At 61.6% G+C, this 17,771-nt stretch carries 17 protein-coding genes and 1 pseudogene; 5 read left to right on the top strand and 13 right to left on the bottom strand.

What is annotated here, in order from left to right; genetic code table 11:
• The 10 genes and pseudogenes from Q0562_RS00215 to Q0562_RS00260 all read right to left on the bottom strand — a co-directional run.
• Window positions 1–1,427: pseudogene (locus tag Q0562_RS00215) on the bottom strand (hypothetical protein); the annotation flags it as partial.
• A 282-nt stretch (window positions 1,428–1,709) separates the two neighbouring features.
• Window positions 1,710–2,480: a pseudouridine synthase gene (locus tag Q0562_RS00220; protein WP_298639595.1), complete on the bottom strand. Its 771-nt coding sequence runs from the start codon at window positions 2,478–2,480 to the stop codon at window positions 1,710–1,712.
• 56 nt (window positions 2,481–2,536) lie between these two features.
• Window positions 2,537–2,824, bottom strand: a complete 288-nt coding sequence (locus Q0562_RS00225; RefSeq protein ID WP_298639598.1) for an RNA-binding protein — start codon at window positions 2,822–2,824, stop codon at window positions 2,537–2,539.
• Window positions 2,825–2,931: 107 nt separating this feature from the next.
• Window positions 2,932–4,071, bottom strand: coding sequence for a PatB family C-S lyase (locus Q0562_RS00230; protein WP_298639601.1), 1,140 nt, complete (start codon window positions 4,069–4,071; stop codon window positions 2,932–2,934).
• Window positions 4,072–4,110: 39 nt separating this feature from the next.
• A complete protein-coding gene (gene ubiB, locus Q0562_RS00235) occupies window positions 4,111–5,709 on the bottom strand; it encodes a ubiquinone biosynthesis regulatory protein kinase UbiB (RefSeq protein ID WP_298639603.1) in 1,599 nt (532 codons plus the stop codon).
• Window positions 5,709–6,302, bottom strand: coding sequence for an SCP2 domain-containing protein (locus Q0562_RS00240; protein WP_298639606.1), 594 nt, complete (start codon window positions 6,300–6,302; stop codon window positions 5,709–5,711). The genes ubiB and Q0562_RS00240 overlap by 1 nt, the downstream gene beginning before the upstream one ends.
• Window positions 6,295–7,065 carry a bifunctional demethylmenaquinone methyltransferase/2-methoxy-6-polyprenyl-1,4-benzoquinol methylase UbiE gene (ubiE, locus tag Q0562_RS00245; RefSeq protein ID WP_298639609.1) on the bottom strand — a complete coding sequence of 257 codons (771 nt, stop codon included), beginning with the start codon at window positions 7,063–7,065 and terminating at the stop codon, window positions 6,295–6,297. Before ubiE ends, Q0562_RS00240 begins: the two co-directional genes overlap by 8 nt.
• Window positions 7,062–7,415: a DUF971 domain-containing protein gene (locus Q0562_RS00250; RefSeq protein ID WP_298639612.1), complete on the bottom strand. Its 354-nt coding sequence runs from the start codon at window positions 7,413–7,415 to the stop codon at window positions 7,062–7,064. The genes ubiE and Q0562_RS00250 overlap by 4 nt, the downstream gene beginning before the upstream one ends.
• Entirely contained in the window at window positions 7,396–8,073 is a 678-nt protein-coding gene (locus Q0562_RS00255) for an HAD family phosphatase (RefSeq protein ID WP_298639615.1), read from the bottom strand. Before Q0562_RS00255 ends, Q0562_RS00250 begins: the two co-directional genes overlap by 20 nt.
• Window positions 8,070–8,738, bottom strand: a complete 669-nt coding sequence (locus tag Q0562_RS00260) for an HAD family phosphatase (protein WP_298639618.1) — start codon at window positions 8,736–8,738, stop codon at window positions 8,070–8,072. The genes Q0562_RS00255 and Q0562_RS00260 overlap by 4 nt, the downstream gene beginning before the upstream one ends.
• 181 nt (window positions 8,739–8,919) lie before the next feature.
• Between Q0562_RS00260 and Q0562_RS00265 the strand changes: the two genes are divergently transcribed.
• A complete protein-coding gene (locus Q0562_RS00265) occupies window positions 8,920–9,792 on the top strand; it encodes a DUF2167 domain-containing protein (protein WP_298639622.1) in 873 nt (290 codons plus the stop codon).
• A 224-nt stretch (window positions 9,793–10,016) separates the two neighbouring features.
• Here the strand turns inward: Q0562_RS00265 and yhbY are convergent, their stop codons facing one another.
• Window positions 10,017–10,313, bottom strand: coding sequence for a ribosome assembly RNA-binding protein YhbY (gene yhbY / locus Q0562_RS00270; RefSeq protein ID WP_298639625.1), 297 nt, complete (start codon window positions 10,311–10,313; stop codon window positions 10,017–10,019).
• Between the two features lie 41 nt (window positions 10,314–10,354).
• Here yhbY and rlmE point away from each other — a divergent pair, with 41 nt between their 5' ends.
• Genes rlmE through Q0562_RS00290 form a run of 4 tightly spaced genes read left to right on the top strand, consistent with a single transcriptional unit; the run spans window position 10,355 to window position 14,759 of the window.
• Window positions 10,355–10,981 carry a 23S rRNA (uridine(2552)-2'-O)-methyltransferase RlmE gene (gene rlmE, locus Q0562_RS00275; protein ID WP_298639627.1) on the top strand — a complete coding sequence of 209 codons (627 nt, stop codon included), beginning with the start codon at window positions 10,355–10,357 and terminating at the stop codon, window positions 10,979–10,981.
• A 15-nt stretch (window positions 10,982–10,996) separates the two neighbouring features.
• Window positions 10,997–12,919 carry an ATP-dependent zinc metalloprotease FtsH gene (gene ftsH, locus Q0562_RS00280; RefSeq protein ID WP_366144660.1) on the top strand — a complete coding sequence of 641 codons (1,923 nt, stop codon included), beginning with the start codon at window positions 10,997–10,999 and terminating at the stop codon, window positions 12,917–12,919.
• Entirely contained in the window at window positions 12,919–13,755 is an 837-nt protein-coding gene (gene folP / locus Q0562_RS00285; protein WP_298639629.1) for a dihydropteroate synthase, read from the top strand. The genes ftsH and folP overlap by 1 nt, the downstream gene beginning before the upstream one ends.
• Window positions 13,752–14,759 carry a tetratricopeptide repeat protein gene (locus tag Q0562_RS00290; protein ID WP_298639632.1) on the top strand — a complete coding sequence of 336 codons (1,008 nt, stop codon included), beginning with the start codon at window positions 13,752–13,754 and terminating at the stop codon, window positions 14,757–14,759. The genes folP and Q0562_RS00290 overlap by 4 nt, the downstream gene beginning before the upstream one ends.
• Window positions 14,760–14,998: 239 nt before the next feature.
• On the opposite strand, the gene Q0562_RS00295 is transcribed toward Q0562_RS00290, so the two are convergent.
• Both Q0562_RS00295 and Q0562_RS00300 read right to left on the bottom strand, forming a co-directional pair.
• Window positions 14,999–16,579, bottom strand: coding sequence for a peptide ABC transporter substrate-binding protein (locus Q0562_RS00295; RefSeq protein ID WP_298639635.1), 1,581 nt, complete (start codon window positions 16,577–16,579; stop codon window positions 14,999–15,001).
• A 140-nt stretch (window positions 16,580–16,719) separates the two neighbouring features.
• Complete coding sequence (locus Q0562_RS00300) at window positions 16,720–17,679, bottom strand: porin (protein WP_298639638.1); 960 nt, start codon at window positions 17,677–17,679, stop codon at window positions 16,720–16,722.
• Window positions 17,680–17,771 lie beyond the last annotated feature (92 nt).

Genomic DNA, 17,771 nt, shown 5'->3' on the forward strand with positions numbered 1-17,771 from the left:
CTGATGGTGATTTGGCCTTCGTGATTGGGCTGCGGTTGCGGTGGGATGTTTTCGATGTCCAGCGGCGCGCTGAGCGGGGTTTCATCGTGTCCGGCGTTGTCCTTGTAGGTGGCGCGCACGGTGATTTTGTGCCCGGCATCGTTACGGGTGAGGGTGTAGCTGCTGTTGGTCTCGCCGCTGATGGGATTGCCGTCACGCAGCCATTGATATTGCACACCGCTGGTCGGCACGCCGTCGCTGTCGCTGATGGCGGCAGTCAGTTCGCTGCCTACCTTCGCTTCACCGCTGATGGTGATTTGGCCTTCGTGATTGGGCTGCGGTTGCGGTGGGATGTTTTCGACATCCAGCGGCGCGCTGAGCGGGGTTTCGTCGTGTCCGGCGTTGTCTTTGTACACCGCGCGCACGGTGATTTTGTGGCCTGCGTCGTCTTGGGTGAGCTGATAGGTGTTGCCCGTTTGTCCGCTGATGGCGACGCCGTCGCGTAGCCATTGGTAGGTGACGCCGCCGGTCGGCACGCCGTCGCTGTCGCTGATGGCGGCGGTCAGTTCGCTGCCGACCTTCGCCTCGCCGCTGATGGTCACAGTGCCTGCGTGATTGGGCTGCGGCGGGGTGGTGTCTTCACTGACGGCAGCGGTGGCGTCGCTGGTCGGGCTTTCGTTGTGGTTGGCGTTGTCGGTGTAGCGCGCCTGCACAGCGATGGTTTTGCCTTTTTCGGCAGCGGTGAGGGTGTAGCTGCTGCCGGTGGCACCGTCGATGGCCTGGCCGTCGGCATACCACTGGTAACGGATGCCTGTCGCCGGGATACCGTCAGCATCGGTAATGGCAGCGGTGAGGGTTTGCCCTACTTTGGCTTCGCCGCTGATGCTGATGGTGCCTGCGTGGTTGGTTTGCGGAGTCGGGTTCGGATTCGGATTGGGTTGCGGGTTTGGATCGGGCTGTGGTTGCGGCGCAGGCTGCGAGGCATTGTTGTCGTTGCGGTGGTGTCTGTCGTGGTTGTGCTTGGCGAGGGCAATGCCGCCGCCGAGCAGGGCGAGACCGCCGAGGGCGGCGAGTCCGGCGTAGTCGGGGGTGTCGGCGGTAAAGGCCTGAGCGGCGGCGACTTCCGTCGCCAGTTCGTGTTCGCTCAGGGTGGCAATGGGGTAGTTGTGCAGGCCGCCGTTCGCCTGCTGCCCGACCAGCGCGCCCTCTCCCCGGCTGAAGTAGTGGTCGATGATGAGGTCGCTGCCGTCGGCGAAGCTGATGTGAAGGTCATCACCCAGCCGCTCGGTGACAAGCTGCTCCGGCCCGATGCCGCTCGCTTCGTCCGTGAACCGGTAGTAGGCACCGCGCATGGCCTCAATGTGCTGCGCCGCGCCTGCGGTATCAAGCGGGTAGGTGGCAAGGGTATCGCCTGCGGAATTGTTCAGGGTAAGGGTGATGTGGGCCATGTCGGGTCTCCCGGTTAAGATGCTGTTCCTCCGGTCTTTTCATGCCTTTGCATCGACCGGTAATGTGTCGGTAATATTGTGCCACGAAACGGTATGTAACCGCGTGCCATACATCGTCAGTAGCAGCCACCGTGCCATCGCCGCGATTTTTGCGGTCGGTCCCCATACACGACAAATTTTGCCATCACCTTCTTTTTCATGGTTGTGTGTCAGTTTTCCCTTCCAGTCTTCGGCTACTTTTGAATTTCAGTTCCTCTTTTTGCCGTATATAAAGATAGGCGGTTATGACGCCGTGCCTTCCAGACCGAGGTAGCGGATGATGGTTTGCCAATGGGCATCGGGGGCGGCGCGGATGTCGAGCATTTCGCCGCGCCACGGGTGGGGGAATTGCAGGCGGGCGGCGTGCAGCATCAGGCGCAGGCCGGGGCCCGTCGCTGCCGTGGTGTAGCGCGGGTCGCCGAGGCAGGCACCGAGGACGCGGTTCTGGCGGTTGTCGCCGTGGGCGGTATCGCCGAGGATGGGGTGGCGGATGTGTTTCAGGTGGCGGCGCAGTTGGTGTTTGCGGCCGTGCAGCGGGTTGAGCGCGGCCAGGCTGTAGCGCGAGGTGGGATGACGGCCATCGCTTGCCAGCGGGATTTCGCTGCGGCGCAGGCAGCGGTAGCGGGTCAGGGCTTCTTGTGGTGCTTTGTCGCGGCGGCGGTTGCGGTCGGCGATTTTGTCCGGCAGGTAGGCAAGCGGGTAGTCGATCCCGCCCGCATCCGCCAGCCAGCCGCGCACGACGGCGTGGTAGGTTTTGTGCAGGTGGTTGGCGGCGATAAGGCCGCCGATGCAGCGCGCGGTGTCGGGGTCGAGCGCAAAGAGCAGGACGCCGCCGGTCGGGCGGTCGAGGCGGTGGACGGGATAGGGTTTGCAGCCGGTTTGTTGTTGGAGTTGTGCGACGGCGCTGGTGGTGGCGTGGCAATCAAGCGGGCCGGGGTGGACGAGGAGGCCGGGCGGTTTGTTGACGGCCAGCAGGTGCTCGTCGCGGTAGAGGATGGGAAGCGGCAGGTGCATGGGATTTCACAGGAAAAAGCCCGCTTGCGCGGGCTTTTGTGCGGGCAGCAGCGGTGTTACCAACTGTTGCCGCCGAAACGGTCGCGGCGCGGGCGCTCTTCACGCGGGCGCGCTTCGTTGATTTTCAGCGGGCGTCCGCCGAGTTCTTTGCCGTTCAAGGCTTCGATGGCACGCAGACCTTCGCTGTTGTCGTGCATTTCGACGAAGCCGAAGCCTTTGCTGCGGCCGCTGTCGCGCTCGGTGATGATGCTGACTTTGCTGATGCTGCCATAAGGCGCGAAGAGGTCGCGCAGTTCTTGTTCGGTGGCCCGGTAGGAGAGGTTGCCGACGTAGATGTTGATCATAGGGTTGGGTTCCTTTTTTCATGCGTTATCAATGTGCAACTCCCGGAATCTAACGCATGATTTCGACAGTGTTTTGCCGGATGGCAAGATTTGGGTTTGTGGCAGCGTTATGGTGCGGCGGCCACGGCTTTTTCGATGCGTTCCAGCGCTTCTTCGAGCATGTCGCGCGGGCAGCCGATGTTCAGGCGGACGAAGCCGGGCGCGCCGAAGTCCGCGCCGTTGTTCATGCCGACGCCGTGTTCTTCGAAGTAGCGCTGCGGGTTGTCCACGCCGAGGCCGCGCGCGTCTATCCAGGCGAGGTAGGTGGCTTCGAGCGGGGTCATGTGCAGTTTGCCGGTGGCGTTGATGCGCGCTTCGGTGAGTTGGGCGTTGTCGCGCAGGTAGGCGATCATTTTCCGCCGCCATTTTTCGCCGTGTTCGAGGGCGGCGATGGTTGCGGTCATGCCGAGGACGTTGACGTCGCCGGTCATGCCCGCACTGACGCGGCGGTATTCCTGGCGCAGGGCGGCATTCGGGATGATGGCGAAGGCGCAGGAGAGACCGGCGATGTTGTAGGTTTTGCTCATCGCCATCAGGGTGATGGTGCGGTCGCGCGCGTCGTCATCGAGGCTGGCGAAGGGGCGGTGGCGGGTGCCGTTCAGGATGAGGTCGCAGTGGATTTCGTCCGAGCAGACGAGCAGGTCGTATTTTTTGGCGATGTCGTGGTAGCGGGCGAGTTCGGCGTCCGAGTAGGTGCGGCCGATGGGGTTGTGCGGGTGGCAGAGCAGCAGCAGGCCGGTCGCTTCGTTGATGTTGGCTTCCAGCGCGGCGAAGTCCGGCACCCAGCGGTTGTTTTCGAGGGTGCAGGGCGAGCCGATGTTTTCGTAGCCGGGCAGCAGCGCCGAGGTTTTGCGCAGGTGCGGATAGACGGGTTCGACGGTGACGGCCTGTTTTTTGCCACGCAAATAAGCGATGGCGCGGCTGTAATTGAGGCCGGGGACGCAGCCGGTGAGCGGCAGGATCCAGTCGGGGTCGATGTGCCAGCCGTACTGGCTGCGGCAGTGGCGGATGACGCCGTCAATAAAGCGCGGTTGCAGGTAGCCGTAGCCGAAGACGCCGTGCTCAATGCGCGCTTGCAGGGCGTCGTTGATGGCGGGGGCGGTGAGGAACTCGGTGTCGGCGATCCACATCGGCAGGATGTTGGTGCCGCTGTATTTGTGCCATTTTTCCGAGTCGCTGTGGGCGCGGGTGTCGCTACTTTGTAGCATGGGTCAATTCCTTGGGTTTTGGGGGGTATCCGGTTGGCGCTAGTTTTTTTTCAGCCATTGCCACAGGCCGGTCGCGGCCATAAGGGTGAGAACGGTGTGCTGCCAGAAGCCTTCCGGACGTGCGGTGAGCCACAGGGTGACGGCGGCAATCAGCAGCAGGGTGGCGGCGATGAGGCGCGGGTTGTTGTCGCGGGTGGTGCGCGGGCTGGGCGGCTGGTCGAGTTGTTGTTGCAGGACACGGCTTGCGAGCAGCGGCAGTTGCGGCAGGGCTTTGGCGTATTCGTGGGCGTGGTAGCGCATTTGTTTGATAACGGCGCGCGGGCCAATCTGGGTTTTCATCCAGGCTTCGAGGACGGGTTTGGCGGTCGTCCACAGGTCGAGTTCGGGGTAGAGGCGGCGGCCCAGGCCTTCGACGTTGAAGAAGGTTTTTTGCAGGAGGACGAGCTGCGGCTGGATGTGCATGTTGAAGCGGCGCGCGGTCTGGAAGAGGCTGATGAGGAAGGTGCCGAAGGAGATTTCTTTGATGGGCTTGCCGAAAATGGGTTCGCTGACTTTGCGGATGGCAGCTTCGAAGTCGGTCACGCGGGTATCGCCCGGTACCCAGCCAGACTCGACGTGTAGCTCGGCGACGCGGCGGTAGTCGCGGTTGAAGAAGGCGAGGAAGTTTTCGGCGAGGTAGTGCTGGTCTTCGGGGGTGAGCGAGCCCATGATGCCGAAGTCGATGGCGCAGTAGCGCGGCGTTTCGGGGTTACTGGTGTCCACGAAGATGTTGCCGGGGTGCATATCGGCGTGGAAAAAGCTGTCGCGGAAGACTTGGGTGAAGAAGATTTCCACGCCACGCTCGGCGAGGACTTTCATGTTGGTGTGGGCAGCGTGGATGGCATCCTGGTCGGCAATGTTGGTGGCGTAGATGCGTTCCATCGTCAGGATGTTTTTGCGGCAGTAGCGCCAGTGGATTTCCGGGACGTAGAGCAGCGGCGAGTCGGTGAAGTTGGCGCGTAGCTGGCTGGCGTTCGCCGCTTCAAACATGAGGTCGAGCTCGTTCGCCATGGTGTTTTCGAATTCGCGCACGACTTCGACCGGACGCAGGCGGCGGCCTTCGCCGGTGCAGCTGGCAAGCCGCGCCAGCTGGTACATGAGCGCAATGTCGGCGGCAACGGCTTTTTCCACGCCGGGGCGCAGCACTTTGATGATGACGTGTTCGCCGCTGTGCAGGGTGGCGGTGTGCACTTGCGCGACGGAGGCGGAGGCAAGCGCGGTTTCGTCGAAGTCGGCGAAGTGGTTTTCCAGCGGCTCGCCGAGGGCGGTTTCGATGATGCGGCGGGCATCAAGGCCGGGGAAGGGCGGGACTTTGTCTTGCAATTTGCTCAGTTCTTCGAGGAGATCGGGGCTGAGCAGGTCGGGGCGGGTGGAGAGGGTCTGGCCGAGTTTGACGAAGATGGGGCCGAGGTCTTGCAGGGCGAGGCGCAGGCGTTTGCCGAGAGAGGCGTGTTCGGCGGCATCGCGGTAGTAGGCGGGATGCAGGCGGGCGGCAAGACGCAGCCAGCGGAAGATGCCTTCGTCCGGCAGGTATTCGTGTAGGCGGTAGCGGATGAGGACGCGGGCGATGTGGTAGCTGCGGCGGGCGGATGCAAGCATCAGCGGGCTTCCTGGGCGAGGCGGGTTTCGAGGCGTTCGATGCGGCGGATGAGGGCGGCGAGGCGGCCGGCAAAGGCGGCGGCGTCCGTGCGGGTGGCGGCACCGTGTTTTTCGAGGTAGTCGCGCAGCCCGGCATCAAGGGCGGCTTTGGCACCCGTTCCCGCGCTTTGCAGGCGGCGCAGGGCTTCGGCAAGCAGACCGCCGAGGTCGTCACCGAAGCGGGCGCGCAGCACGGCGGCGTAGTCGGGGGCGAGTTCGCCCATCACGCGCTGGAATTGTTGCGCGGTGTGCAGGTCGCCTTCAATGTGCAGTTTGCCGCGCGGGGTGTCGCCGGACGGGTGTTTGAAGAGTTGCAGGTAGCCGGCGAGGTCGCCTTTGAGGCGGATGTCGCAGGGGGTGACGTGGTCGTCGCTGAGACGGACGGCGCCGTCTGTGATTTCGGCAATCCACGGGGTATCGCGCCAGGCAAGATCAATGCTGATGCGGCGGCCGTTGAGCGCCGCCAGTTTGTCACGCGCCGCCGGGTCGAGACGCAGCGCGCCGTTGATGAGTTGCTCAACCAGCAGGCGGGCGTCCAGGTATTGTTCAAGCATGGGGTTTTACGCCTTTGTGGATGGCGGCAATGCCGTTGCTGAGGTTCTGGTATTCGCAGTTTTCGAGGCCTGCCGCCGCAAACATCGCTTTCAGTTCTTCTTGCGGCGGGTGCATACGGATGGATTCGGCGAGGTATTGGTAGCTGTCGCGGTCACGCACGATGATTTCGCCCATTTTCGGCAGGAAGGTGAAGCTGTACCAGTCGTAGAAGCGGCTGATGACGGGGTTTTTCGGCCGCGAGAATTCGAGGACGAGGACGCGGCCGCCGGGTTTGAGCACGCGCGTGATTTCGGCGAGGGCTTTGTCCTGATGGGTCACGTTGCGCAGGCCGAAGGACATGGTGATGAGGTCGAAGCTGTTGTCGGCGAAGGGCAGCGCTTCGACGTTGGCGAGGACGAATTCGAGGTTTTTCAGCCAGCCTTTGTTGGTCAGGCGTTCTTCGCCGATTTTCAGCATGGAGGCGTTGATGTCGGAGGACACCAGCCGCCCGTCGATGTCGCCGTCTTTGCCGCGCATCCGTTTCGCCAGACGCAGGGTGATGTCGCCGGTGCCGGCGGCGAGGTCAAGGACGTGTTCGCCCGGCTTGACCCCGGTCTGCCAGATGTACCAGTTCTTCCACATACGGTGGATGCCGGCGCTCATCACGTCGTTCATCAGGTCGTACTTGGTGGCGACGGAATCGAACACGTCGGCGACGCGGCCTTCTTTTTCCTCGCTGTTGATGGTTTCGTAGCCGAAGTGGGTTTGCTCTTTTTCTGTCATCGTGTGTCTCGTGTTTTGCCTTGTGCCGCCAGCGCCTGTTCATAGCGCTGCCAATAATCGTCTGCATGGACCGCGAGGTCGTGCAAGGTGTCCCAGGTGTAGATGCCGCTGAAATGGCCGTCGCTGAAATAAAGACGCACCGCGTAATTGCCGACCGGCTCGACGCGGCGGATCAATACATTGCGCCGCCCGGCAACGAGCGTCCACGTGCCGCCGTGCCCGCGTACCTCGGCGGAAGGCGAGCAGACGCGCAGATACTCGGCGGAAAGCGGATACGCCACACCGGCAAAGGAGACGGTCAGCGTTGCGCCGCCTTTGGCCAGTCGCAATTCATCGGGAACCATATTCATCAAACAAACGCAGGGTTTCATCGTGGTGGCGGATGGTGCGCCAGGCGCACGCCGCCAAATCGGGGCTTATCATACCGTAACCCGGCAGAATCAGGGTAAGGCAACCCGCCGTGGTCGCGGCTTCCACGCCCGGCGGCGAGTCCTCCACCACCAGCAAATGCGCCGGGTCAACACCCAGTGCCGCCGCCGCGCGCAGATACGGCTCCGGATCGGGCTTCGGCTGCGCCACATCATCGTGGGTGATGACCTGTTCAAAACAGGCGAACAGCTCCGGGCGGGTGCTGCGGGCAAAATCGCGCTCGACATTGCGGCGGAAATCGCCCGTGACCAGCGCCAGGGGCACGCCGCGCGCGTGCAGGGCGGCAATCAGCGTATCCGCCCCCGGCATGAACGGCGCGCCCTCACCGGCAAAAATCTCGTCACGCAGCGCGAACCAGCGGCTGATGAAATCATCGAGCGACATCGCCTGCCCCAGCGCCGCGTTCAATACCTGCAAATACACCTGCGGCGGCTTGCCGACCAGCTCCTCAAACAGCTCCGGCCGCAGCGGCAGCCGCTCGCGCACAATCAGCTCGCGGAACGCGCGGTAAATCAGGCGCTCCGTATCAAAAACCACGCCGTCCTTGTCCAGCGCGACCGCCTGAATCTGCGGCTTCATGACAAAAACTCCCACACCTCGTCGAGATGATGAATGACGTGCCGCACCGGCAACGTCGCCGCCGCAGCGGGGACAGCGTCATGCGCCAGCAACAGCGTCGGACAACCCGCCGCCAGCGCCGCCTGCGCGCCGACCGCCGAATCCTCCACCGCCAGCATCTGCGCCGCATCCACGCCCAAATACGCCGCCGCGCGCAGATACGGCTCGGCATCCGGCTTCGTCCGCGCGACATTGCCGGCGGTAATCACCACCGAAAAACGCTGCAACAATTCCGGCCTGGCGCTGCGCTGAAAATCGGCCAGCACATTCTCCTCATCATCCGCCGACACCAGCGCCAGCGGATACCCCTCGGCATACAGCCGCTCAATCAACGCCTCCGCGCCGGGCATGAACGGCACCCCGCGCGTCTCGATAATCGCATCGCGCCGCGCGAACCAGTCGGCAAAAAACGCCGCCATATCCACCGCCTCCCCCAGCGCCGCCTGCAAAATTGCCGCCGTCGCCGTGCTGCTCTCGCCGCTGCACCGTGCCGCCAGCGCCTCCGGCTCGGGATACAGACGGGGCAACACGCGCAGCGTCGCAAGCAACGCCTCGGCATAAATACGCTCGGAATCGAAAGTCACGCCGTCCTTGTCGAGGGCAACGGCGGCAATGGATAAGGACATGAGGGGCTCCGGGTGGGTGAAAAGCGGGCATTGTAACGCGCGGCTGTCGCGCCAAGCATGCAATCATTCGGGGGCTATCGGCATATGCGCAATCGGCATAACCCGCAGGCGATATATCGGTTATAGTTTCCGCCCCGCGCGCGGGGATTCTTTACAAACGCATCTATGCAAAGGAACCATAATGAAAAAATTGCTGATGGCGGCTGCCGCCTTTCTTGCCATGACCCTACCGCTTTGGGCACAGCAGAGTAATGACGATCTGGAAGCCACGATTATGCAAAATGCCCGGGTCGGACCGCTAACGATTGATTTGGGCGATGAGGCAACGCTGCAATTACCTGCCGGCCTGATGTTTATCGACAAAGAAACGGCCAACAAAATCATGGAAGCACGCGGCGGCGGTGCCGAGCCGGGGCGCTACGGCATTATTATCAGTCTGGAAGGCTGGATGGCGGACTTGGGTTATGTCGATAGCGGTCATATCAAAGACGATGATGCCCAGGATTTGAAAGCGGACAAACTGATGTCCATCATGAAAGAGGCTGAAAAGAAAACGAACAAAAGCCGCCGTGAGCGTGGTGTCGCCGAGCTTTATGTGGATGGCTGGGCACAGGAACCCGGCTATGACAAAGCCGAACACCGCCTGATTTGGGCCATCAAAGTCCATTCCGCTGCGGATAATGAGCCGATGATCAATTACAGCATTGTCGCATTGGGGCGCAAGGGGATGATTACCACCACGCTCGTCAATAGCGCCGACCAGCTGGATGCGGCCAAAACCAGTGCCAATGAATTATTGGCCGCCATTACCTTCAAAGACGGCAACCGTTACAGCGATTTCAATCCAGGCACGGATAAGGTCGCCGAATATGGCCTGACGGCATTGATTGCCGGCGGGCTTGCCGCCAAGAAATTCGGCCTGTTTGCCATTATCGGCGCCTTTATCCTGAAATTCGCCAAGATATTTGCCATTGCCGGCGTGGCACTGCTCGTCGGATTGAAAAAGCTGTTTTCCGGCCGCCGCCGTCGCGATGAAGACGACGATGATGACTAGGGTCTGTTGACACTCAACATTGCAGCGGCTTTTTCGCCAAAATCCGGCATCTGCTGCGTTAAAAATACTCGCAAGGTAGTCAACCTTACTGCGCTTTTTGCCTTGCACCTGCCGTTTTTGTCGCAAAAATCCGCTGCACAAGCCGAATGTCAACAGACCCTAGAAATGAGCCGTTCCGGTCAAAACGAAAAACCACCGCTTGCGGTGGTTTTTCCTGCCCGATTTCAGCCTTTCGGCAGCGCGATTTTCACCGCATCCCCATTCCGGCGGTAAAACACCGCGACATGGCCGATTTTCTGCACGAATTCCGCCTGATGCGCGGCGGTGATGTGGGCGATCATCTCTGCCTGTAACGCGTCTTCCACGTTGCCGAGTCTGACTTTGATGAGCTCGTGGCTGTCGAGGGCGCGTTCCAGTTCGCGATCCACGCCTTCGTTGACGCCGTTCGTGCCAATCATCACCACGGGGTGCAGGTGGTGCGCCCGTGCTTTCAGGAAGCGCAGTTGGTTTTTGCTTAACATTTATATATCCTGTTGATTTTTCGGTAACATATGGTAAGGCAATGGCACGCAGCAAGACAAGCAAACGCTGGCTGAAAGAACATTTCAACGATATTTACGTGCAAAAGGCGCAGCAGGAAGGCTACCGCTCGCGCGCCGTCTATAAGCTCAAAGAGATTCAGGAAAAAGACCGCCTCATCCGCCCGGGCATGACCGTGGTCGAACTCGGTGCGGCACCGGGCGGCTGGTCGCAGTATGTCGCCGAATGCCTGCGCGGCCGGGGGCGGATGATTGCCCTCGATATTCTGCCGATGGACGCCCTGCCGGATGTCACCTTTATTCAGGGCGATTTCCGCGAGGAAGCGGTCGTGAACGCGCTTTATGCCGTACTGGGCGACAGCGCGGTGGATCTTGTAATTTCCGACATGGCCCCCAATACCAGCGGTGTCCGCGTGGTGGATCAGGCAAAGAGCATGTATCTGGCCGAGCTGGCCGCCGATTTCGCCGAGAACCGCCTGGCGCAAGGTGGAAGTTTCTTAACAAAGATTTTCCACGGACCGGGCTTTGATACACTACTGCGCTCATTGAAAAGCCGTTTTCAGACCGTCGCCACGCGCAAACCCGAAGCCTCGCGCGCGCGCAGTCAGGAAACCTACCTGCTGGCACGCGGGTTCGGCCGCAAAAATTAGAGAGAGGACAATATTTTGAACGATATGCGCAAATCATTACTTATCTGGGGCGGGCTGATTCTGCTCTTCCTGGTGCTCGTCGGCGAAATGGGCAAATTCGGCACCACCGGCGGCTCGCGCGAAGTTAGTTATTCGCAATTCCTTGACCGCGTTGATAGCGGCGACGTGCAAAGCGCCTCCATCGATCTGCAAAACGCGCGCATCACCTTCACCGACCGTGGCGGTGCGCGTTACACCACCAACAACCCCGAAGCGACGGACACCCGCGCCCTCGTCGGCGACCTGCGCGCCGCCAAAGTGAACATCAGCAGCGAGCCACTGGAAAAAGAAAGCCTGCTGACCCGTATTTTCGTCAACCTCTTGCCCATCCTGCTGCTCATCGGCCTGTTCATGTTCACCACCCGGCAGATGCAGGGCGGCGGCAAGGGCGGTGCCTTTTCCTTCGGCAAAAGCCGCGCCCGCCTCATCCCCGAAGACAAAATCAAAGTCACCTTTGCCGATGTCGCCGGCGCCGACGAAGCGAAAGCCGATGTGGAAGAAATGGTCGAATTCCTGCGCGACCCCAGCAAATTCAGTCGCTTGGGCGGACAAATCCCGCGCGGCCTGTTGATGGTCGGCCCGCCAGGCACCGGCAAAACCCTGCTCGCCCGCGCCATCGCCGGCGAAGCGAAAGTGCCGTTCTTCACCATCTCCGGTTCCGACTTCGTGGAAATGTTCGTCGGCGTCGGTGCCTCGCGCGTGCGCGACATGTTTGAAGAAGCCAAAGCCAAAGCGCCGTGCATCATCTTTATTGACGAAATCGATGCCGTCGGCCGCCAGCGCGGTGCCGGACTCGGCGGCGGCCACGACGAACGCGAGCAAACCCTGAACCAGCTGCTCGTAGAAATGGACGGCTTTGAGGGCAACGAAGGCGTGATCGTCATTGCCGCTACCAACCGCCCGGATGTCCTTGACCCCGCACTGCTGCGCCCTGGTCGTTTCGACCGCCAGGTTGTCGTCGGTCTGCCCGACCTCAAAGGCCGCGAACAAATCCTCAAAGTGCACATGCGCAAAAAGCCCTTCGACGACGCCGTCAAACCCTTTGACATCGCGCGCGGCACCCCCGGTTTCTCCGGCGCGGATCTCGCCAACCTCGTCAACGAAGCGGCGCTCTTCGCCGCGCGGCGCAACCGCCAGAAAATCACCATGCAGGACATGGAAGACGCCAAAGACAAAATCATGATGGGCGCGGAACGCCGCTCGATGGTCATGACCGACAAAGAAAAAGAAATGACCGCCTACCACGAAGCCGGCCACTGCATCGTCGGCCGCATCGTGCCCGATCACGACCCCGTCTATAAAGTCACCATCATCCCGCGCGGCCGTGCCCTCGGCGTCACCATGTTCCTGCCAGAACAGGACCGCTACAGCTACTCGCGCCGCCGCCTCGAAAGCCAGATTGCCACCCTCTACGGCGGCCGCATCGCCGAAGCCCTCATCTACGGCGAAGACGAAGTCTCGACCGGTGCCTCCAACGACATCGAGCGCGCCACCGCCATTGCGCGCAACATGGTGACCCGCTGGGGGCTGTCCGACAAACTCGGCCCGCTCGCTTACAGCGAAGAAGAAGGCGAAGTCTTCCTCGGCCGCAGCGTCACCCGGCACAAAAACGTCTCGGACGAAACCGCGCACACCATCGACACCGAAATCCGCGACATCATCGACCGCAACTATGCCCGTGCGGAGAAAATCCTCAAAGACAACATGGACATCCTGCACAGCATGACCGAAGCCCTCATCAAATACGAAACCATTGACGAAGGGCAAATCGACGACCTGATGGCGCGCCGCCCGGTGCGCGACCCTGCCGACTGGGACGAACCCGGCGACGACAAACCGCGCCCCCGGCACGACGATTACAGCCTGGACAGCGGCGACAAACCGGCGGAGCAACACTGATGCGCTGCGGCCGCTACACCCTGGATCTCACCAGAACCAACCTCATGGGCGTACTGAACTGTACGCCCGATTCATTTTCCGACGGCGGCCGCTATCTTGATCCCGCCGCCGCCCTCGCCCGTGCCCGGCAAATGCGGGACGAAGGCGCGGACATCATCGACATCGGCGCCGAATCCACCCGCCCCGGTGCGCGCGAAGTCCCGGCCGCCGAAGAAATCGCCCGCCTCACCCCCATCGTGCAGGCACTCGTCGCCGACGGCCAATGCCCCATCTCCATCGACACCAAAAAAACCGCCGTCATGGCGGCGATGCTTGATCTCGGCGTGGATCTCATCAACGACGTACACGGCCTCGAAGACGACGGCGCCCCCGCCCTGCTCGCCCGCTACCCGCACGTCGCCATCTGCCTCATGCACATGCGCGGCATGCCCGACACCATGCAACAACACACCGACTATGCCGACGTCGTCGCCGAAGTCGATACCTATCTGCATGCGCGCGTCGCCGCCTGCCTGGATGCAGGCATCAACGCCGACCGCCTCATTCTCGACCCCGGCTTCGGCTTCGGCAAAACCCCGGCGCAAAACATGGCGCTCATCCGCGACTGCCGCCGCTTCGGCCATGACCGCTACCCCGTCCTCATCGGCGTCTCGCGCAAATCCACCATCGGCCACTACCTCGGCGGCGCCCCCGTTGAGGCACGCCTCTACGGCAGTATCAGCCTCGCCACCCTCGCCGCCTGGCAAGGCGCGGCCATCATCCGCGCCCACGACATTGCCGCCACTCGCGATGCCCTGCGCATCGCCGACGCCCTCCGCCCCACCACCCAGCCATGAAACACCTCGCCCTCACCCTCGCCCTGCTTGCCCCGCTCGCCTGCGCGCAAGACGACACCCCCGCAACCGCCGCCCCGGAAAACAGCGCAGTAGCAGCAGAAGCCGCCCTCGCCGACACCGGTGAATCCACCGCAGAACAAACACCCGCCGCAGAACCCGCACAAAGCGACAACGACCCCATCTTCCAGTACCACCTCGGCCAGGAATACGCCCTGCGCCGCGACTACCCCACTGCGCGCGCATGGTTCGCCAAAGCCGCCGCACAAAACAATGCCGACGCCCAGACCGCCCTCGGCATCCTCGACTACTACGGCATCGCCCCCGGCAAACAGCGCGACGCCGCCAAATGGTTTGCCAAAGCCGCCAAGCAGAACCATCCCGCCGCCTACGACTGGCAGGGCAACCTCGCCGCCGACAACCAGAATCCCGCCCAGGCGCGGCAAAAATACAACCTCGCCGCCGAGCGGGGCAGCACCAGCGCCATGCGCCACCTCGGCCTCGCCTGGCTGAGCGGCAAAGGCGGCGCAGAAAACGCCGAACAGGCGCGCGCATGGCTGGAAAAAGCCGCAACCGGCCAGCCTGCCGACGCCGTCGCCATGCGCCACCTCGCCCTCGATATCTACCACGCGGGCAAAGGCGTTGCCGCCGACGACCAACAGGCACTCGCCTGGCTGCAACGCGCCAGCGAAGCAGGCGACAGCACCGCCGCCCTCATCCTCGGGCAAATCTACCGGCGCGGCGACTGGGGCGAGAACGCCGACGAAAACAAAGCCTGCGCCTACTACGCACAAAGCGCCGCGCAAAACGGCGGTCTGCCCGCCGCCATCATCCTGCAAACCCTGCAACACCAGCAAAAATGCGCGGACACCCCGCCCGCCACCCTGCCACCGGACAACAACAGTCGCCGCTACTGGCCGCAAGAACGCGCCCTGCAAGCGCTGCAAACCCTCGAAGCCACGCCGCCACCACCCGCGCCCGCCGCGACGACGGCGGAAAATCCCTGACGGGCCAACCCAAAAAAGCAGCCGTTTGGCTGCTTTTTTGGGTGCTGCGCCCGCTACCGCCGTTGCTCGATTTTCCCGCCGGCATGGCGGGCATATATAGTCAAATATCTAAAAAACCGTAACGGTATTGCGCCGCCTTGCCGTACTGGTTTGTACGGTCTGCGGCGGCGCGCCGTGTTACGGCTTCTTGGCTATTTGACTATAAAAGAGAAGCTGCCCGCAGGCGGCCTTTTGCGTCGTTATTTTTCGATGCTGAGGTGTTTGCTCGGATATTGGTCCATGATGTTCGGGGTATAGCCTTTGACGTAGGGTTTGACGAGCCGTTTGCTGACGTAGCTGTAGATCGGCGCGATGGCGTAGCTGTCGATAAGTTCCTGTTCGGCTTCTTTGAGCAGTGCGGCGCGTTTTGCCGGGTTCTGTTCAAGACTTGCCTGTTGCAGCAGGCCGTCGAATTTGGCGCTGTCGTAGCCGGAGTCGTTCAGCCCCGCTTTGCTGAGGTAGAGTTCGAGGAAGGTGTTGGGGTCGTTGTAGTCGCCGAACCAGCCCGCACGGAAGGCTTCGGTACTGGTTTTTTCCTGGCGGGTATTGAGGAAGACTTTCCATTCCTGGTTGATAAGTTGCGCTTCTACACCCAGTGTTTTTTTCCACATGGCCGTGATGGCAATGGCGATTTTTTTGTGGTTTTCGCTGGTGTTGTAGAGCAGTTCGACTTTGAGCGGTTTGTCTTTGCTGTATCCGGCTTCGGCATAGAGTTGTTTGGCGCGTTCGTCGCGTTCTTGCTGGCTGAGTCCGGCGTAGGCGGGGCGGTAGTTGTCGTAACCCGCGATACCCGGCGGCACGATGCCGTAGATGGGGGTTTCGCCGGTACCGGTGATTTTGTTGGTGATGATGTCGCGGTCAATGGCAAGCGTCAGCGCTTCGCGCAGTTTCGGGTTGTCCTTGAAGGGCGGTCTGGTGAGGTTGAAACCGTAGTAGTAGGCACCGAGCAGCGGGCCGGTTTTGAGTTCGTCTTTGAGGTTTTCGCGCAGCCATTTGATTTGATCGAGCGGGATTTCGTAGGTCATGTCGAGTTCGCCCGCGCGGTAGCGTTTGAGTTCGGTGTTTTGGTCTTCGGTCGGGTAGTAGATGACCTGGTCGAGTTTGACGTTGTTTTTGTCCCAATAGGTGTCGGATTTTTTCAGGGTGATGTGTGCGTTCGGCTGCCAGGCGGTCATTTTGAAGGCGCCGTTGCCGACGATATTTTCCGGGCGTGTCCAGTTTTTGCCGTGTTTTTCGATGATGTGCCGGGGCACGGGGTAGGTGCTGACGTGGGTGAGCATGTCGAGGAAGTAGGGCGTCGCGGCTTCGAGTTCGACGACAAGGGTGTGGTCGTCTGTGGCTTTGGCGCCGAGTTGGCCGGGGTCTTTGATGTCGCCTTCAGCGATGGCTTTTGCGTTCTTGACGGGGTAGAGCAGGAAGCTGTATTTGCCGCCGGTAGCGGGGTCAATGTCGCGCTGCCAGGCGTACACGACATCGTGCGCAGTGAACGGGGTGCCGTCCGACCAGGTGGTGTCGCGCAGGTGGAAGGTGTAGGTTTTACCGTCTGCCGAGATGTCCCATTTTTCGGCGACACCGGGGATGACGGCGGCGTCTTTGCCGCGCGCGGTGAGCCCTTCGAAGATGTCGCGCTTGATGTTGGCCTCTGAGGTGCCTTCACTGGTGTGCGGGTCGAGGCCTTTGGGTTCGCTGCCGTTGCCGCGCCGCAGGATGGTGTCGGCGTTGGCGCTGTGGATAGCGGCGCTGATGGCGATGGTCAGGGTGAGGAGGTTTTTGCGGTTCATGGTGTTTTCCTGTGTTGCGGGTGGGTTTGGATGGGTTTTGTTGATGTCAGTATGGAGCCGCCTGTGGAAGCAGCATGTGTCGGTGTTTGCCCAAGCGGCGTGGTTGCGGGATTTTTTTGCCTTGTGTGTGCAAGCCGGGTTTAGAAGTTGTGCCGGATGCCGAGGGCGATGTCATAGCCTTTGTCTTTGCCTTGTGTCCAGCGCTGACCTTCCAGCCAGGTGTAGGTGCGCGGGCTCAAGTAGTAGGTGTAGCCGAGCGCCCCCTGATACCAGTTTTTCTGACCATCGTAGTCCAGCATTTCCACACCGGCGTAGAGGTGGTGTTTGCGCCGGGGCATGTAGAGGATGCCGCCCAGGGCATAGTGGTCGCCTTTGCTGGCGTGGTGTTCGTAGTCTGCCCCCAGGTAGTAGTGGTCGTTACGGTAGGTGCCCGATATGCCCATGACTTCGCTGGTTTTGCCTCCATCGTTAGTTACCATGGTGTCGCCGCTGGTGCGCTGGTAGAGGGCAACAGTGTTAAAACCGCCTTTCTGGTAGCCCAGCATGTATTCAGCAGCCATCACTGCCCGCCCCCTGCCTTCGGGAAAAGCGGTATGCGAGCCATCCAGCACGGCGCTTGCCGCCACGGTGATGCCACTGTCTGCGATGTTCTCTTTTTTGTACATGATCATTTTGCCGCTGCCGGCCATACCCGCCCAGCCGTAGTCGAAGAGATCCTGGAAGACGCTGGCATGGTTGGCTTCGTCGTACCAGAGGCTGTCATGCTTGCCGAAGGTCAGGCGACCAAAATCGCCTTCGAGACCAACCCAGGCGTGGCGGGTGCGGTTGAGTCCGTCCGGGTCGCCTTCTTTTTTGGGCAGGGCATGATCGAGGCGGAAGGTGTAGATGGCGGCAAGTCCGGGGGCGAGTTCTTCGCGGCCGCGTATGCCGATGTAGGCGATGTGGGTATGCAGGTTGGTGTCGGTTTTTTTGCCGCTGTTTGACACCCAAGTGGTGTAGCCGATAGAGCCGTAGAGGGTGGTTTCGCGCGGGTGTTCTTCGGCGGCGTGCAGGGGGGCGGCGATGCTGATGGCGGCGAGTACCAGATGTTTGCTGTTCATGCCTCGGTTCCTTGTGTTGTCGTCGGTTGACCCGGCGCAGTTTCAGGGCGGCGCGCCGGGGTGGTGTGTTGTGCTGTGCCGGACGGTGTCTG

This window comes from uncultured Cardiobacterium sp., from assembly GCF_938028825.1.
In the GTDB taxonomy this organism is placed as follows: Bacteria; Pseudomonadota; Gammaproteobacteria; order Cardiobacteriales; family Cardiobacteriaceae; genus Cardiobacterium.

What these genes read in the sequence shown, in the direction of transcription:
- Q0562_RS00240 (WP_298639606.1), bottom strand. Translation starts at nt 6,302, where the DNA reads ATGCTTGAACAATACCTGGACGCCCGCCTGCTGGTTGAGCAACTCATC.
- Q0562_RS00265 (WP_298639622.1), top strand. Translation starts at nt 8,920, where the DNA reads ATGAAAAAATTGCTGATGGCGGCTGCCGCCTTTCTTGCCATGACCCTA.
- Q0562_RS00295 (WP_298639635.1), bottom strand. Translation starts at nt 16,579, where the DNA reads ATGAACCGCAAAAACCTCCTCACCCTGACCATCGCCATCAGCGCCGCT.
- ubiB (WP_298639603.1), bottom strand. Translation starts at nt 5,709, where the DNA reads ATGCTTGCATCCGCCCGCCGCAGCTACCACATCGCCCGCGTCCTCATC.
- Q0562_RS00290 (WP_298639632.1), top strand. Translation starts at nt 13,752, where the DNA reads ATGAAACACCTCGCCCTCACCCTCGCCCTGCTTGCCCCGCTCGCCTGC.
- rlmE (WP_298639627.1), top strand. Translation starts at nt 10,355, where the DNA reads ATGGCACGCAGCAAGACAAGCAAACGCTGGCTGAAAGAACATTTCAAC.
- Q0562_RS00230 (WP_298639601.1), bottom strand. Translation starts at nt 4,071, where the DNA reads ATGCTACAAAGTAGCGACACCCGCGCCCACAGCGACTCGGAAAAATGG.
- Q0562_RS00260 (WP_298639618.1), bottom strand. Translation starts at nt 8,738, where the DNA reads ATGTCCTTATCCATTGCCGCCGTTGCCCTCGACAAGGACGGCGTGACT.
- Q0562_RS00220 (WP_298639595.1), bottom strand. Translation starts at nt 2,480, where the DNA reads ATGCACCTGCCGCTTCCCATCCTCTACCGCGACGAGCACCTGCTGGCC.
- Q0562_RS00250 (WP_298639612.1), bottom strand. Translation starts at nt 7,415, where the DNA reads ATGAATATGGTTCCCGATGAATTGCGACTGGCCAAAGGCGGCGCAACG.
- folP (WP_298639629.1), top strand. Translation starts at nt 12,919, where the DNA reads ATGCGCTGCGGCCGCTACACCCTGGATCTCACCAGAACCAACCTCATG.
- Q0562_RS00255 (WP_298639615.1), bottom strand. Translation starts at nt 8,073, where the DNA reads ATGAAGCCGCAGATTCAGGCGGTCGCGCTGGACAAGGACGGCGTGGTT.
- Q0562_RS00300 (WP_298639638.1), bottom strand. Translation starts at nt 17,679, where the DNA reads ATGAACAGCAAACATCTGGTACTCGCCGCCATCAGCATCGCCGCCCCC.
- ubiE (WP_298639609.1), bottom strand. Translation starts at nt 7,065, where the DNA reads ATGACAGAAAAAGAGCAAACCCACTTCGGCTACGAAACCATCAACAGC.
- Q0562_RS00225 (WP_298639598.1), bottom strand. Translation starts at nt 2,824, where the DNA reads ATGATCAACATCTACGTCGGCAACCTCTCCTACCGGGCCACCGAACAA.
- yhbY (WP_298639625.1), bottom strand. Translation starts at nt 10,313, where the DNA reads ATGTTAAGCAAAAACCAACTGCGCTTCCTGAAAGCACGGGCGCACCAC.